This is a genomic window from Rhizobium sp. 'Codium 1' (assembly GCF_020889605.1).
In the GTDB taxonomy this organism is placed as follows: domain Bacteria; phylum Pseudomonadota; class Alphaproteobacteria; order Rhizobiales; family Rhizobiaceae; genus Allorhizobium; species Allorhizobium algae.
The window spans coordinates 786,238-801,015 of record NZ_JAJGPW010000001.1 but is presented as its reverse complement, the minus strand read 5'-3'; the positions used below and the strand labels follow the sequence as shown (position 1 = coordinate 801,015).

16 protein-coding genes are annotated in these 14,778 nt (G+C 62.4%); 1 reads left to right on the top strand and 15 read right to left on the bottom strand.

The window, feature by feature from the left end; genetic code table 11:
* Positions 1-3: 3 nt before the first annotated feature.
* The 9 genes from LJE98_RS03815 to LJE98_RS03775 form a co-directional block, all read right to left on the bottom strand.
* Entirely contained in the window at positions 4-1,080 is a 1,077-nt protein-coding gene (locus LJE98_RS03815; protein WP_229573515.1) for a DUF1513 domain-containing protein, read from the bottom strand.
* A gap of 1 nt (position 1,081) precedes the next feature.
* Entirely contained in the window at positions 1,082-2,194 is a 1,113-nt protein-coding gene (locus LJE98_RS03810; RefSeq protein ID WP_229573514.1) for an imelysin family protein, read from the bottom strand.
* On the bottom strand, positions 2,194-3,720 hold the full coding sequence (locus LJE98_RS03805; RefSeq protein WP_420710090.1) for a di-heme oxidoredictase family protein: 1,527 nt from the start codon (positions 3,718-3,720) through the stop codon (positions 2,194-2,196). Before LJE98_RS03805 ends, LJE98_RS03810 begins: the two co-directional genes overlap by 1 nt.
* A 46-nt stretch (positions 3,721-3,766) precedes the next feature.
* Positions 3,767-5,047, bottom strand: coding sequence for an imelysin family protein (locus tag LJE98_RS03800; protein ID WP_229573513.1), 1,281 nt, complete (start codon positions 5,045-5,047; stop codon positions 3,767-3,769).
* 123 nt (positions 5,048-5,170) lie between these two features.
* Positions 5,171-6,463, bottom strand: a complete 1,293-nt coding sequence (locus LJE98_RS03795) for an RsmB/NOP family class I SAM-dependent RNA methyltransferase (protein ID WP_229573512.1) — start codon at positions 6,461-6,463, stop codon at positions 5,171-5,173.
* A 104-nt stretch (positions 6,464-6,567) separates the two neighbouring features.
* Positions 6,568-6,930, bottom strand: a complete 363-nt coding sequence (locus LJE98_RS03790; protein ID WP_229573511.1) for a septal ring lytic transglycosylase RlpA family protein — start codon at positions 6,928-6,930, stop codon at positions 6,568-6,570.
* Between the two features lie 368 nt (positions 6,931-7,298).
* Positions 7,299-8,180, bottom strand: coding sequence for an SDR family oxidoreductase (locus tag LJE98_RS03785; RefSeq protein WP_229573510.1), 882 nt, complete (start codon positions 8,178-8,180; stop codon positions 7,299-7,301).
* A 3-nt stretch (positions 8,181-8,183) separates the two neighbouring features.
* Positions 8,184-9,338, bottom strand: a complete 1,155-nt coding sequence (queG, locus tag LJE98_RS03780; RefSeq protein ID WP_229573509.1) for a tRNA epoxyqueuosine(34) reductase QueG — start codon at positions 9,336-9,338, stop codon at positions 8,184-8,186.
* 11 nt (positions 9,339-9,349) lie between these two features.
* Positions 9,350-10,042 (bottom strand): glutathione S-transferase family protein, encoded by a 693-nt coding sequence (locus LJE98_RS03775; protein WP_229573508.1) that lies wholly within the window; start codon positions 10,040-10,042, stop codon positions 9,350-9,352.
* A gap of 141 nt (positions 10,043-10,183) precedes the next feature.
* Here LJE98_RS03775 and LJE98_RS03770 point away from each other — a divergent pair, with 141 nt between their 5' ends.
* Positions 10,184-10,990, top strand: a complete 807-nt coding sequence (locus tag LJE98_RS03770) for an undecaprenyl-diphosphate phosphatase (RefSeq protein ID WP_229573507.1) — start codon at positions 10,184-10,186, stop codon at positions 10,988-10,990.
* Between the two features lie 62 nt (positions 10,991-11,052).
* On the opposite strand, the gene LJE98_RS03765 is transcribed toward LJE98_RS03770, so the two are convergent.
* The 6 genes from LJE98_RS03765 to pmtA form a co-directional block, all read right to left on the bottom strand.
* Positions 11,053-11,211: a hypothetical protein gene (locus LJE98_RS03765; RefSeq protein WP_229573506.1), complete on the bottom strand. Its 159-nt coding sequence runs from the start codon at positions 11,209-11,211 to the stop codon at positions 11,053-11,055.
* A 199-nt stretch (positions 11,212-11,410) separates the two neighbouring features.
* Positions 11,411-12,391 carry a complex I NDUFA9 subunit family protein gene (locus LJE98_RS03760; protein ID WP_229573505.1) on the bottom strand — a complete coding sequence of 327 codons (981 nt, stop codon included), beginning with the start codon at positions 12,389-12,391 and terminating at the stop codon, positions 11,411-11,413.
* 131 nt (positions 12,392-12,522) lie between these two features.
* Positions 12,523-12,810, bottom strand: a complete 288-nt coding sequence (locus tag LJE98_RS03755; RefSeq protein WP_229573504.1) for a DUF1330 domain-containing protein — start codon at positions 12,808-12,810, stop codon at positions 12,523-12,525.
* A 24-nt stretch (positions 12,811-12,834) separates the two neighbouring features.
* The gene (gene pyrF / locus LJE98_RS03750; RefSeq protein ID WP_229573503.1) at positions 12,835-13,539 is read right to left on the bottom strand and encodes an orotidine-5'-phosphate decarboxylase; all 705 of its coding nucleotides are present in this window, start codon (positions 13,537-13,539) and stop codon (positions 12,835-12,837) included.
* Complete coding sequence (locus LJE98_RS03745; RefSeq protein WP_229573502.1) at positions 13,536-14,126, bottom strand: histidine phosphatase family protein; 591 nt, start codon at positions 14,124-14,126, stop codon at positions 13,536-13,538. The genes pyrF and LJE98_RS03745 overlap by 4 nt, the downstream gene beginning before the upstream one ends.
* Before the next feature lie 11 nt (positions 14,127-14,137).
* Complete coding sequence (gene pmtA, locus LJE98_RS03740; RefSeq protein WP_229573501.1) at positions 14,138-14,731, bottom strand: phospholipid N-methyltransferase PmtA; 594 nt, start codon at positions 14,729-14,731, stop codon at positions 14,138-14,140.
* Positions 14,732-14,778: the final 47 nt, after the last annotated feature.

Here is a 14,778-nt window from a genome sequence, read left to right as displayed (position 1 = left end):
CCTTCAGAGACGGATGATGTGCTGATCCCAGGCAACCTTGCTGTGCTGGTCGAGAAAATCGCCGCGATAGGACGAGACGGCAAAACCTGTGCGGGAGGGGGCAATGCCCGCTGCATCCGGCAACACCGTCTCGGAGAGAAGCCGCCCGTCCCGGCCATCCAGCACGGCCCAGAGACCGTTTTTCGGCGAGGCGATGCCGACGCGGCCCTCGGTGCGGTTGACGGCGATCGCGCCGACGTAATTGCCCAGCCGATCGGTCGTCTCGTCAGGCAGATGTACATAGGAGACGGCTACGCCCTTGGCGAAATGCCCGATCAAAGGCGGACGATCGGTGCGCGGCCCCTCATATTGGCAGGCGAACCATATCCGCCCATCGGCGGCGACATCGAGATGCCGGGTGGAAAGCTGCCTGAGTTCCGGCGGCAGCACATGCTTCTCGAGCAGCGTACCCGTGCGGGCATCGGCCAGGACCAGCGAGGGTTCCATGTGGTCGAGATTGAGTTTGGTCCGGCCGAAATCGGGGTGTGTCTCGATCCCGCCATTGGCAATCACGAGAATCCCGCCTTCTGTGACGGTGATGTCATGAGTGCCGATACCGTGAGCCGGGACTTCGCCCACGCGCTCGAACCCGGAAAGACAGTCGTAGATCCCGATCATCCCGGCATTGGCATCGAAGTTGTTTTCGCTCGCGTAGAAGAGCTTGCCGTCGGGTGAAAAGGCGCCGTGGCCGAAATAATGCCGCCCCTCTGGCGCGGCAATGATGCGCGGCTCTATATGGTTCTTGGCGTCGAAGACCACGGCAAATGTGCCGGGCCTTCGGGCAAAGGCGACAGACAGGCCGTTTGCGACACTGTGGCAGAGACCGTGGATTCGGCCCGGCAGCGCGATCTCGGCGATCAGGCTGCCGGCCTCGCTGACGAGCCCGATGGCAAATTTTCCGTCGGAGCGTTTGATGCCGCTGGCATAGACCGCGTCGGCTCGCTCCAGCGCAAAGGCCGAACTTGGGCCAAGGCCTGCCACGAAGGCAAGGCCTGCGGAGCGCAGGAAGGCCCGGCGATCGATGAGTGGCGTTGAAGTCATCTCAGTCGCCGTCGGAGAAAGAAAAGCCGGCCGCAAGCCCGATGCCGCCGCCGAGATCATTGTTGAGCCTGAGGATCAGGTCGCGGCTGTTGAGCAGCAGGAAATCCAGCTTGGCGATCTGCGCCGGGTCCTCGAAGACCTGGGCCACATCCGGCTTGATGTCGGCCGAAACCCGCGACAGGGAGCGGGCAACGAAATCCGTCGACGAGACGACCGAGCGATTGTCCTCAGCCAGCAGGTCCACCATGCCCGACGTGTCAAGCAGGTCGCGCAAACCCTCGATATTGGCCGTGATCGAGCGGAAGGTATTGCCTGAGCGCCAGTAGATCGCCTGACGCGGCACGGCCTTCTTTGGGTCACCCTTGTAGAATTGCTCGATGCGCTGGTCGCGGATCGTCTCGGCGGCATGGACGAGCACACCGAGCAGTTCCTTGGCGGCTTCCGCTTCGTCGCGGTAGAGCGGATTGGCAGGTCCCGGGGTCTTCCACGCGGCCTGGACACCATCGGGCGCATCCCAGGCGTCGGTAAGCTCGACACCGAGACGTTTGAGATTGGCGGATATCGCCGTGCCGTACTGGCAGCGGTAAGCACCTTCAGCTGTTGCGAGGCTGCCAGAGCCCGTGCCGAACAGCACGAATTCCAGGGCGCCAAGCCCCTGCATGGCGACACTCTTGCCCTTCAGCGTCTCGACAGAGGTGACGCTTGGATCCGGTTTGGCAAGGGCCGCCTGAACCTGCTTGAGGCCCGTTCCCTTGCGATCGGGGAAAAACAGGATGCGTTCGAAGCGATTACCCTCGATAACAGGCCCGACGCGCACGATCTCGACGCGGGACCAGGCTTCGACGACATGGCCGAAAGTGGTGTGGGCCTCTTTCAGGCTTTCAGCCGAGGGAGAGCCGCAGAGTGTCGTCATGGCCGTCTGCATCGCGCCAGCCCGATCGGTGAACCGCCGGTAGCCCGGCCGGATGAACTCGTCGACCGCACGTGCCATGACAACAGGCACCTTGGCGGCGTCGAGCGCGCCGACGGTCGGAGCCGTATCCTGCGCGAGCACAGGCAGGGGCAGGGCCAGAAGAATGGCGGAGAGAAGGGCGAGGCGCGTGAATACCCGCATCAGAGAGACTCCAGAAACGTGATCAGGGCCTTGCGGTCCTTGGGTTCGGCGGTGGCAAAAGCATTGCGGGCAGCTTCGGCTTCTCCCCCATGCCAGAGAATGGCCTCGGTCAGGTTGCGCGCCCGCCCGTCATGCAGGAAAAAGCTGTGGCCACTGACCACCTGCGTGAGACCGATACCCCAGAGAGGCGGCGTGCGCCACTCCTGGCCGGTCGCATCTCCGACGGGCTGGTTGTCGGCGAGGCCCGCGCCCATGTCGTGCAGCAGGAAGTCGGAATAGGGCCAGATCAGCTGAAAGGCCTGCGCCTTGTTCTCGGCCTTCCGGCTCGTCACGAATTTCGGTCGATGACAGGCAATGCAACCGCTTTGGTAGAAAACCTGCTTGCCGCGCAGGACTGTGGCATCGTTCACGTCGCGTCGCTTCGGCAGGGCCAGGTTCCTGGCGTAGAAGGTCACGAGGTCCAGGACCGGATCCGGCGCTTCCGTATTGCCCAGCCGCGGCTGAACACCGGTCGCCGCCTCGAAACAGGCCGTCTGCCTGTCTGTGCAGTCGCCGAAATGGCGCGGATCGTCAGGCGTCGAAATGCCGAGGTCTCCGGCAAAGGCGCTCGAACTCTGGTCGCGCACCGAAGCATTCTGCGCCTTCCAGCCGAAGCGACCGAGCTTGATTTCGCCGGTGCGGTGATCGCGGGCGCGGGCCGCGCGTCCGGAAATGCCGTCGCCGTCAACGTCGTCCGGGTCGGCGTGCGCCCGAATATCCTCTTCGGGGATGGCCTCGATCAGGCCGAGCCCGATCATCGGATTGGCGATGCGTGGTGAAAGTGTGGTGTTCGGGTCGAGCGGTCCGTAATTGAGGTCGCTGGCGGCATAGCTGGGCCGGCGAAGCATCACGGTCTCGCCGCCGGCAAGCGTTACCGCCTCCTCGACATAAGTCACGACCATGCGCCCCTCGGCCGCCATGCCGGGGATTGCCTGATCCTGCAACTGGCCGCCATAGACGGGGTCGGGAAGCGAGGCCATGTCGAGCCGGTCGAGCCTTGCCTGTTCCTCGGCCGTGGCAGCGGGCCGCGCAAGCCGGAAGAACATCGAGGTATGATCGCGGTCGCCTTCCGGCGGATGGCCTCGTCCGTCCTTCAGATGACAGCTCTGGCAGGCCCGCGCATTGAACAGGGGACCCAGGCCATCGGAGGCTTGAGTGGAAGAGGGGGAGGAGACCCAGAGTTTGCGGAACAGCGCATTCCCGAGCTTGAAGTCTTCTTCCTCCGCAAAGGTGATGTTGGCGGAAAAGTCGGAGAAGGAATCGGCGTTGACGCCGCGTGGAGACGTTCCCGCCCCCCCTTGCATCAGTTCGAAGCGCTCGGCCTTGCCGAAGTCTTCTGTGGGGCGCGTGACGGCGACCACACGGGCCCGGTCCTTGGGCGTCAGATCCGCGCGTTCGCCGAGTTCCCCGGCGAGTGCCGCAGACATCGGGAAAGCTGCCGTGACGAGAAGGCCGAGACCGGCGAGAAGGACCTTGCGAACTGTCATTGTGAAGATCGGGCCGCACCGGTGAGGGGCGGCCCGCCTTTGCTGCTTACTGGAAGACGGCCTCAGGACTATCAAGGCTGTCGGAACCTTCAAGCTCGATCGTGCCAAGCTCCAGCGACGCAATGACGCGCTGGATGGTCTGGGTCTGGTCAATCAGACCGTCGATGGCGGCCTGGACGGTGGCGTTGCCCTCCGCATTGCCTTCGCCGATCATCTGATCGTAGGCTTCCTTGTTTTCGGCGCGCTCGGCCATGGCATTCATGGCAGCCAGCGTCTTGTCGAGCTTGGCCTTCATTTCCGCGTCGAGCGCCTGATCCTTGGCAGCGACGAGTTCGGACAGCGACGGACCGGTCAGCTTGGTGCCATCGACGCGCGTATATTCGCCGGTATAGGCGGATGCGATGCCGATCGCGTCGTTCAGGTGCGAGGCATGCGTATTGTCGGAGAAGCAGTCATGCTCCTCTTCCGGATCATGCAGCAGCACGCCGAGTTTCATGCGCTCGCCGGCGAGTTCGCCGTAGGAAAGCGAGCCCATGCCGGTAAGGATCGTGGAAATGCCCTTCTGCGCATCGGCAAGAACGGCCTTCGTCGCTTCGCCTTCGGGCGCCCAGGCGGCGACCATTTCTTCGAGGTCCTGCACCAGCAGCGTGGAGGCGGCCTTCAGATAGGCGGCGCGGCGGTCGCAATTGCCATTGGTGCAATTGGCCGTGTCATAATCGGTATGGGAGCGGCTGCCGGCGCCCGGGCCCGTGCCGTTCAGGTCCTGGCCCCAGAGGAGGAACTCGATGGCGTGATAGCCGGTAGCGACATTGGCTTCGACTTCACCCGCCTCGTGAAGGGTCTCGCCCAGGAAATCCGGCGTGATGCTGGAAGCATCGACATCTTCGCCGTTGATCTTGATCTTCGGATTGGCGATGACATTGGCCACATAGAGCGCGTTGCCATCGCTCTCGGTGCCGTAGCCTGCATCGACGTAATCGATCAGGCCTTCATCGAGCGGCCAGGCATTCACCTTGCCTTCCCAATCGTCAACGATGGGGTTGCCGAAGCGATAGACCTCGGTCTGCTGATAGGGCACGCGGGCGGCGATCCACGCTGCGCGTGCTGCCTTCAGCGTTTCGTCGCTGGGCTTGGCGATCAGCGCGTCGATGGCGGCATCGAGTGCCTTGGCAGTCGAAAGCGCATCCTGGAACTTGGCTTCGGCCATTGCACTGTAGTGGGTCAGTACGTCCTTGGGCGCAGGTGCGGCGACGGCCGGACCAGCGAAGATGGCAGCCGATGTTACAAGCAGCGCGATCGACGCGCCGATGACGGATTTCCGGATCATGGTGTCTCCCTTCGGCGCCGATGGGCGCCTCGTATTGAACGGACGGCCTGTCTTCGCGCAAAAAGAAACTGGTGTCAAACAGTCGAGTATAATTTACAATGACTGCAATTGACGATGATCAGGTCATTCCGCGCGGCGCCGCATCCGGCAGAAGAAGAAGCCGTCCGTATCCATGCTGGCCGGGCTGAGCGTCACCGTCTTGCCATCTGCCGAGCGAGGCTTTGGGGCCGAGTCGCCGAACAAACGTGTCCAGTCCTCCAGCACGGGAACGGTCTCGAAGCTCGGATTGGCCTCGCAGAAGGCCTGAACCTGTCGATCGTTTTCCTCCGGCAACACGGAACAGGTGACGTAAAGCAGCGATCCGCCGATCCTGACGAAGGTCGAGGCCTCGGTCAGGGCTTCCTGCTGCTGCGCCAGACGCTCCTGCAGGTTCCGGTCGGTCAGGCGCCACTTGGTGTCGGGACGGCGCCGCCAGGTGCCGGTACCGGTGCAGGGCGCATCGACCAGCACCTGGTCGCAGCGCTCCTTGAGGCTCGCGAGACCCTTGGTGCTGTCATGCACCTGAACATTGTGCGTGCCGGCGCGCTTCAGTCGTTCGATGATCGGTGCCAGCCGCTTGCGGTCGGCGTCATAGGCGTGCACCTGGCCCTTGTTGTTCATGGCGGCCGCCATGGCGAGCGTCTTGCCGCCGCCGCCGGCGCAGTAGTCGAGCACCTGATCGCCTTCGCGCGGCGTCACGAGATCGGCGACAATCTGCGAACCTTCGTCCTGAACTTCGAACCAGCCCTTCTGGAAGCTGAGTTCGGCCGTGACGTTCGGCAGGCGGGACGGTCCTTCGCCGGCCGGTACGCGCATGCCGAAGCGGGCGATCGGCGAAGCCTGGGCGCCGGATCGGTCGAGTGCCTTCAGCACCTTGTCACGGTTGGCCTTCAGCGTGTTGACGCGCAGATCGAGCGTCGGTCGTGTGGCAAGCGCCTGCGCTTCGGCGAGCCAGTCGTCACCGAAGGCCTGCTCGAAGGATGGCTGGACCCAGTCGGGAATGTCACCCTGGACATGAAGCGGGGCTTCGGAGAGGTCTCGGGTGGTAAAGGCCGCAGTCTGGCTTTCGGAAAGGGGCGCAGGCGCGAAATTGTCGCCTTCGAGATCGGCTTGCAGAGCCTCGAGCTTCATGCCCCATTGGCGCAACAGCACCGCCCAGCCGAGCGCGTGGGCGCTGTCGTCATCCATCAGCCAGGCATGGGAAAGCTTCATGCGAAGGGCGTCATAGACGATGTTGCCGATGGCAGCACGATCGCCGGAACCGGCGAAACGATGCGAAAGGCCCCAATCCTTGAGGGCATCGGCAACGGGACGGCGACGGGTCTCGATATCGCTCAAGACTTCAATCGCACCGGCAAGACGGCCGCCCAGACGCATGGTCATTCTCCTCTGAAAGAAGAGAGCGTGGTAACGGCGATCAAGGGCAAGAGCAAGCGCCTAAAACCCGACGGACCAATCGCCGCTCCCGAAGGCGGTCTAGCTCAGCCGATGATCTCGTAGCAGACCTTGGCATGGCCCGCGCGGATCATGCCGATGTTCTGGGCGGCAGCCTTGGAGAGATCGAGAACGCGGCCGCGGATGAAGGGGCCACGATCGTTGATGCGAACGACGACGCTCTTGCCGCTTCGCGAATTGGTGACCTTGACCTTGGTACCGAAAGGCAGGCTCTTGTGGGCCGCGGTCAGCTTGGCCGGGTTCATGCGTTCACCCGAGGCGGTCTTCGAATGCAGCGCATACCAGGAAGCGCCGCCACAGGAAGACTTCGCATTTGCACTGTGAGGTGCGAAAGCACAGAGTGCAGCAACAGTTGCAGCGGTCAAAATAGAGCGTCGGCTAATCGTCAAGTTATACATCCCTAGTCGTTGGCACGAGAGAATTTTTGCGTGCAGCGGCTAGGCAGGGTCAAAAATGGCAAAAACGTGCCATCTATTGTTCACGAAAAGTTACAGCCTGTAACAATCGTAATGTGAATTCTGCAAGTCTTTACCCTAATGAAATGTTAAGTTCTGAGAAAAATCGTTTGATTCCATGCGCTTTGCGAGAATGAAAAACTCGCGTCGGCCATGCTTCTGCCGCTCACGGAATCATTGAAGAAAAATTTTGCTCAGACGCCATATTTCCTGCCCGAATTGTGGTGCGAACGGGGCGGTGGGCAATGTTTTGCAGGACTTGTGGCGCGACATGAGCAAAGTTCAACCAGGAAAACGCTGCCCTATGGCTTTCGGTTCCATGTTCCGGAGCCAAGTAGATCCACCAGTGACACATGGTAATTCGGGTACTGGAAGTTGAATCCGAGCGACTTGATCTTGGCGTTCGAAACCCGCTTGTTCTCGCCGTAGAAGGAGCGTGCCATCGGGGTCAGCTCTGCCGTTTCGAAAGGCTGTTCCGGCGGCGCCTCCACGCTCATCAGCCGCGCCGCCTCGGTCACGACATCCTGCGGTGGGGACGGCAGGTCGTCGGTCACGTTGAAGATACCTGCTGTTTTCGCACCCGCGAGGAGGGCCGTGGCGGACGCGATGTCCTCGACCCGGATGCGGTTGAATACCTGGTCCTTCTTCACCAGTCGACGCGCCGTGCCCTTGGTGAGGTTCATGAAGGTGTTGCGGCCGGGGCCGTAGATGCCGGAGAGGCGCAGGATCGCAAGCGGCAGATCGTCCCGCGCTGCGACTGTGTGCCAGGCCTGCTCCGCCTCCACCCGCTCCACCGAACGCACAGAAACCGGCTTCAATTCCGTTTCCTCGTTCACCCAGGCGCCATGATGATCGCCGTAGACGCCGACGGTGGATAGATAGCCGACCCATTCGAGCCGGGGTATCAGGGCCTTGATATCAGCAGATCCGCAGAGCCGGATGAGTGGGTCACCCGCACTCCCAGGCGCGATCGACTGGATAAGATGTGTCGTCTCTGAAAGTTCGGCGCGCAGTTCTTCGGAGAGGCTGAGGCCATCGAAGATGAAGGGTCGGATGCCGGTCTCTGCAAGCGCAGTGCCCTTGTCGGCGCTGCGCGTGGTTCCGGCAACCGAGGCGCCCTGATCATGGAGCAGCCTGCCGATTGCCTTGCCCGAATATCCCGCGCCGAAAATCATCACACGCATGCGTCAGCTCTCCGTCATCCATTCCTGTCGGACCTGTGCGTCCGTTTCCTGCCCCAGATGCTCTGCCCGGAGCCTCATGAAGTCTTGCTCCGGCAGAAGCCGCGACAGCGCCCATGCCGCCATGCCGCGCAGATCGGCGGAAGGATCCGTCAACAGTGTCGCGCAGGCAGGCGCCAGATCGTAAGAGCCGGAATTGCCAGCGGCAATCAGGACGTTTCGCACAAACCGGTCTCGCCCGATCCGTTTGACCGGCGAGCCGCTGAAATAGGTGCGGAAGGTCGGATCGTCCAGCGTCAGGAAGAAGGCAATGTCGGGGGTCTTCAGGTCCTCGCGCGCGACGAGCTTCATCTCGCGGGCCGAAGCCGCAAACTTGTTCCAGGGGCAGGCGGCCAGACAGTCATCGCAGCCATAGATGCGATTGCCGAAGGCAGGACGCAGCGCCCTGTCGATCGGCCCCTTGTGCTCGATCGTGAGATAGGAAATGCAGCGCCGCGCATCGATCTGATAGGGGGCGGGGAACGCGTTCGTCGGACAGGCGTCCAGACAGGCGCGGCAGGAGCCGCAATGGTCACGCTCGGCTTCGTCGATGTCGAGTTCGGCGGTAGTGAAGAGGCTGCCGAGAAACAGCCAGGAGCCGAAGTCGCGGCTGACGAGATTGGTGTGTTTGCCCTGCCAGCCCAAGCCTGCCGCCGCCGCAAGCGGCTTTTCCATCACGGGCGCCGTGTCGACGAAGACCTTCACATCTGCCCCGGCGCGAGCGGCAAAGCGTGTCGCCACTTCCTTGAGGCGCCCCTTGATGACGTCATGATAGTCGCGGTTGCGGGCGTAGACGGAGATCGCCGCCTTCTCGGGTTCAGCCTGCAGCAGGCGCGGATCCTCGTCCGGTCCGTAATTCATGCCGAACATGACGATGGACCGGACTTCCGACCAGAGCACGCGTGGGTCGGCGCGACGATCCCTGGTCTCTTCCATCCAGGCCATGGTGCCGTGCCGTCCGGCCTCGAGAAAGCTCTGGAGCCTAGCTGGGGCCTCCGGAATGACGTCCGGCAACGTGATCCGACAAAGATCGAAACCCTGGGCTTCTGCTTCCTTGCGCAGGAACCGCGTGAGGTCTGCCCGCCGCTTCCGGATCTTGGGATCGATCTGCGGCTCATCCATGGCAGCAACCGTCAGAAATCGAGATCGGCGTAATGCGACACGGGCGTGATGCCGCGCACGCGCTCGGTGAGCAGCGGTCGGAAGGACGGCCGCGACTTGATGCGCTGATACCAGTCCTTTGCGACCGGGAATTCATTCCAGTCGATCTCGCCCAGATAGTCGAGCACGGAGACAGCGGCCGCAGCCGACAGGTCGGCATAGCTCAGACGTTCGCCAGCCAGCCACTGGCGCGAGCCCGACAGCCAGGTCAGGTATTTCATGTGATGGCGGATATTGGAGCGCGCCGTACGCAGCACCTTGGAATCGGGGGCGCCGCCGCCCAGCCCGTTCGGAATGATCAGCTTGTGCACGCGCTCGCGCACCAGCGGCTTGGTCACATCCTGCTCCATCTTCTGGAGAAACCACTCCGTCAGCCGACGGATCTCTGCGCGCTGGAAGGGATCTTCCGCAAAGAGCCGGCGGTCGCGCTTCAGCACGCCGTGGGTTTCGTCGATGAATTCAGAAATGATGAAGGGACCACAGAGCGCCCGCATATTGTCGTCGACATAAACGGGCAGCGTGCCAGCGGGATTGAAGGCGAGGAACTCCTTGCGCTTCTCCCAGGTCTGCTCCTCCACCAGATCCGTCTGGAAGCCGTATTCGGCCAGAACCAGGCGAATGAAACGGGACGCGGTGGACATCGTGTGATGATACAGGGTCGGCATCGGAACTCGAATTCTCGGATTTTTCAGTAGCCGCAGCGCAGGCTTTCGAAGCGGCTGGTCATCAAGGCGGCTTCCAAGCTATAGGGTTTCAGCTCCCGCAATACAAGCAAATCACTTTGCCTTCCCCTAGAAGGAGACCCCATGGAAGATCAATCGATTATCAGCGCGCTCGTGCTCGGCCTGATCGAAGGGCTGACCGAGTTCGTGCCGGTATCGTCCACCGCGCATGTGCTGCTGGCCGGCCATTTCCTCGGCTTCGAATCGCCGGGCAACACCTTTGCCGTTCTGATCCAGCTCGGCGCCATCCTGGCCATCCTCAGTGTCTACTTCGCCAAGCTGCTCGGCATTGCGCTCTCGCTGCCGACCAGTGTGGAGAGCCGCCGCTTTGTCGGGGCCGTTCTGGTCGCCTTTCTGCCAGCTGCGGTGATCGGCGCGCTCGCGCACGACTTCATCAAGACCGTGCTTTTCGAAACGCCCATGCTGATCTGCGTTGTCCTCATTCTCGGCGGGCTCGTCCTTCTCTGGATTGACCGTATGCCGCTGAAGCCTCGATATCACGACGTCACGGAATATCCGCTGTCGCTCGCCTTCAAGATCGGTCTTTGTCAGTGTGTGGCGATGATCCCCGGGACCTCGCGCTCAGGCGCCACGATCGTCGGGGCTTTGCTGCTGGGAGCCGACAAACGCTCGGCGGCTGAGTTTTCCTTCTTCCTCGCCATGCCGACCATGCTCGGGGCCTTCACGCTCGATCTTTACAAGAACCGGAATGCGATCTCGGCGGACGATGGCCTGATCATCGCGATCGGCTTCGTGGCCGCCTTTGTCTCGGCGCTTTTTGTTGTGCGGGGGCTTTTGAATTTTGTCTCGAAACGGGGCTATGCGCCCTTCGCCTGGTGGCGGATCGCCGTCGGCCTGGCTGGCATCATCGGACTTCTCACCTTCGGCTGAACTCGAGAAGGCGCAGACAAGAAAAAAGGCCGTCCACAGGGCGGCCTTTTGTTATCGGAAAATCAGTTCTTCGCGGAAATGGCCGACGTCGCGCAGGGATCGATGCCATAGGCGGGCGAGCAATTATCCTTGCGGGCCGCCAGCGTGGTCGGTGCGACGAAGGAGCCTGCGATGATAACCAGTGCCGCACATGCGAAGAACAGTGCGATAGGCTTGCCCATGGAAGTGCCTCTTGAATACTGACTGAAATGAAGCGCCGGAAAGTGCTTCCGACCGGCCGTTGGGGGCCAGTCTTTACGCATTGCCACGACCGCCATCAATAGGCGATCTTGCTTTATCCGCGGTTAACGCAGGTCTCCGGATAGCTGCGTCTTTTGTGCAACGCAGTGGCGGTGGGGCGCAAGATCATGCAGGCAGCCATCAGGCTGCCTTGCCGGATCCCGTATACTGGCCATGCACGCGATACTGCACCAGATAGGTCGGCAGGATCGCGGCCATGGTCACCGGCTGGATGCCGAGACCTTCCAGCGTCCGGCCTTCCGCCTTGGCAGCCGCCGAAACGACATTGTCCCTTTTCAAGAGCTTGACCTGGTCGCTGGTGAGCGGTGGCGTGATCAACGGCACGGCAGAGGCGATGCTGCCCATCAGCGAGGCGATACCGAAGGGCAGGGAAACGAGCGGGCGCTTGCGACCGACGATTTCCAGCATCATCTCGAGACACTGCTTGAAGGTTGCGACGTCACGGCCGCCGAGTTCGTAGATCTTCCCGCGGGCGATCGAGCCGTCGACGGAACGTGCAACGACTTCCGCGACATCTTCCACATAGACGGGCTGGAATTTCGTCTTGCCGCCGCCGATCAGCGGCAGCACGGGTGCCATGCGGGCCATGGCGGCAAACTTGTTGAAGAAGCCGTCTTCGGGCCCGAAGACAATCGAAGGGCGCAGGATGGTGGCGTCAGGCAGGATCGACTGCACGGCGGCCTCCGCACGGCCCTTGGTGGCGGCGTAGACCGAGTCCGAGGTGGCATCGGCGCCAATGGCCGAAATATGCGTCAGCGTCGCGTCGACGGACCGCGCGGCTTCCGCCACAGCACGCGCGCCGAAATCCTGCACGGCATCAAAGCCGTTGCGGCCGCTCTCGAACAGGATGCCGACGCAATTCACGACATGGTCTGCCCCCTGCACGGCGGCATCGACCGACGAGCGGTAGCGCAGGTTCGCCTGGACGAAGGAGATCTGGCCGACATTTCCGAGCGGCTGCAGGAAGCCTGCGAGATCGGGGCGGCGGACGGCGACGCGGATGCGGTAGCCGCGGCGGGCAAGCGCCCTGACCACATGCCGCCCGACAAAGCCCGAGCCCCCGAAGACGGTGACGAGCGGCGGAAGGTTGGACAAGGTCATGGACGGCTCCCCTGAACTGGCTGGGCGCATACGATATGCGCGATCTGCGCCTCTCTTAGCCGAATCGTCTGGCCGGGGAAAGGCCCGTCAAGGCCGCATCCGCGGGACATTCCACCTCAGGCGACGGAGGATCAGACGCCCTCGACGACCACCATCTCGGCATCGGCCGCTTCCTGGCGGATCTTGGCGGCAATCTGGTATTCCGGCGAGTTGTAGCAATCGACGGCAACCTGATGCGAGGAGAACTCAATCACCACGTTGCGGGTCCGGGCCTTGCCTTCGAGCTGGGTGAAGGCGCCGCCGCGGGCGAGAAAGGTCGCGCCATACTTGTCGAAGGCGACCTTCGCTGCTGCAACATAGTCCTTGTAGCGCTCGGGGTCCCTGATATCCACACGTGCGATCCAATAGCCCTTGGCCATGTCTTCCTCCCGGTTTGTCTTCGATTACGCCTGTTTGGCCAGCGCCTCGTCCATCTCGGCGAGAATGGCGAGCGCAGCGGCCTTCGGCTCGTCCGCCTTGACGATCGGACGTGCCACGACCAGATGGCTGGAGCCAGCCGCAATCGCGTCCGCGGGCGTCATGACGCGCTTCTGATCGCCCTTGTCGGCGCCGGCCGGCCGGATGCCGGGTGTCACGATCGCCATCTTCGGGCCAACGATGCCGCGTACGGCAGAGGCTTCTTCGGCCGAGCAGACGACACCGCCCATGCCGGCCATGCTTGCCTGTTCGGCACGCTTCAGCACCAGCGTATGGGGATCATATTCGTAGCCTGCATCGCTCAGATCCTGCTTGTCCATGGAGGTGAGCACGGTGACGCCGAGCAGGCAGAGGCCGGAGCCCTCTGCGGCCTTGACGGCGGCTGCCATGGCCTTCGGATAGGCATGCAGGGTCAGCATGGTCATGCCCATGCGCGCAATGTTCTCGACCGCAGACGCGACTGTATTGTCGATGTCGAGCAGTTTCATATCGAGGAAGACCTGCTTGCCCTCCATCGCGAGATCGCGGGCGAATTCGAGCCCGCCGGCAAAAGCGAGCTGGTAGCCGATCTTGTAGAATGAGATGCTGTCGCCGAGCGTGGAGACGACCCGCTCCGCTTCCTGGACCGTCGGAACATCCAGTCCGACGATGAGACGATGACGTGCGCTCACGTATAAAACTCCTGCCAGATCTCCATGGGCGTCCAGTCGCATGAGATGCGCCGGTCTGCAAGGGAGAAGCAGAAAAGATTGCCGCCGCCCCCAGCTTGATCCTGTACCCGCGATATGGGGATGCCTGAAAAATGACATTTCAGCAGGGTGCCGACGGCGCCGTGTCCGACAAAGGCGATCGGTTTGGTGGCGTCGTGTGTCGCAAGGATGCCATCCACCGCGCTGACAATGCGCGCCTGCGCATCCACGGCACGCTCCCAGCCGCGATAGCTGTCCTGCGGGTGAGCGAAGAACCAGTCCGCCGCGCGCTCGAAATCGCCAGGCGCAAGGAAGCCGGTCGCCGACCGGTCATTCTCGTGCAGGGCCTCATGGGCTTCAACGTCGACGCCCGCGGCATTGGCAAGGATCTCGGCAGTTTCGACCGCCTTGCGCTCTCTGCTGCTGACGATCCGCGAAAGCTGCCGCACCCAGGGTCGTTCCGCGCAAGCCGCAGCGCGAGCCCGCCCGATGGCCGACAGACCCCAGTCGGGCACGGGGACTGCGGGATCGATCTGCACCTGCGGGTGGGTAATGTAGAGCCCGAACATTGGTGGCGCGCTCAGGCCTTGCGGTAGATCCACAGCTGCGCCGGCGGGATGTTGCGCACCACGAAATCGAAATGCTGGATGTGATAGCGATCCGGCTTGGCGATGACGGGCGACACGGGGCCATAGGTGATCTGCACCACCGGCCGGCCTTCGGGAATCCGGGACAGCAGGTCTTCAAGCAGCTGGATGCGCGCTTCCATGGGAAAACTGAGCATCGGCACGGCCGAAATCACGCAGTCGAAGGTCTGGTCTGCGAAGTCGCCAAGGGATATCTTCAGGTCGAAGGCGTCGCCATGGACGAAGTTGACGCCGGCATAATCCTCGACAAGGCGGCGGTAGAAATCTTGCGAATACTCGACTGAAACGATCTTCTCGGGCGCGACGCCGCGCGCCAGGATCTGCTTGGTGATGACACCGGTGCCTGGCCCAAGTTCCAGAACGGGCAGGCCCGACTTGACGTCGATGACACTCGCCATGCGTTTGGCGGTGATCGAGGAGGTCGGCATGATCGCGCCGACGGTCTTGGGACCCTGCATCATGCCCCTGAAGAAACGGATTTCCTCGTCGAATTTCTTTTCGAACCGTTCCTTCAGTCGAATGGCCATGGTCGTCCCTCTTCTTGTTGCTGCGCGATTGCTGCGAGCTGATTGCG

Coding starts and splice junctions, on each gene's coding strand:
- LJE98_RS03815 (WP_229573515.1), bottom strand. CDS start 1,080: ATGACTTCAACGCCACTCATCGATCGCCGGGCCTTCCTGCGCTCCGCA.
- LJE98_RS03810 (WP_229573514.1), bottom strand. CDS start 2,194: ATGCGGGTATTCACGCGCCTCGCCCTTCTCTCCGCCATTCTTCTGGCC.
- LJE98_RS03805 (WP_420710090.1), bottom strand. CDS start 3,720: ATGACAGTTCGCAAGGTCCTTCTCGCCGGTCTCGGCCTTCTCGTCACG.
- LJE98_RS03800 (WP_229573513.1), bottom strand. CDS start 5,047: ATGATCCGGAAATCCGTCATCGGCGCGTCGATCGCGCTGCTTGTAACA.
- LJE98_RS03795 (WP_229573512.1), bottom strand. CDS start 6,463: ATGCGTCTGGGCGGCCGTCTTGCCGGTGCGATTGAAGTCTTGAGCGAT.
- LJE98_RS03785 (WP_229573510.1), bottom strand. CDS start 8,180: ATGCGTGTGATGATTTTCGGCGCGGGATATTCGGGCAAGGCAATCGGC.
- queG (WP_229573509.1), bottom strand. CDS start 9,338: ATGGATGAGCCGCAGATCGATCCCAAGATCCGGAAGCGGCGGGCAGAC.
- LJE98_RS03775 (WP_229573508.1), bottom strand. CDS start 10,042: ATGCCGACCCTGTATCATCACACGATGTCCACCGCGTCCCGTTTCATT.
- LJE98_RS03770 (WP_229573507.1), top strand. CDS start 10,184: ATGGAAGATCAATCGATTATCAGCGCGCTCGTGCTCGGCCTGATCGAA.
- LJE98_RS03765 (WP_229573506.1), bottom strand. CDS start 11,211: ATGGGCAAGCCTATCGCACTGTTCTTCGCATGTGCGGCACTGGTTATC.
- LJE98_RS03760 (WP_229573505.1), bottom strand. CDS start 12,391: ATGACCTTGTCCAACCTTCCGCCGCTCGTCACCGTCTTCGGGGGCTCG.
- LJE98_RS03755 (WP_229573504.1), bottom strand. CDS start 12,810: ATGGCCAAGGGCTATTGGATCGCACGTGTGGATATCAGGGACCCCGAG.
- LJE98_RS03745 (WP_229573502.1), bottom strand. CDS start 14,126: ATGTTCGGGCTCTACATTACCCACCCGCAGGTGCAGATCGATCCCGCA.
- pmtA (WP_229573501.1), bottom strand. CDS start 14,731: ATGGCCATTCGACTGAAGGAACGGTTCGAAAAGAAATTCGACGAGGAA.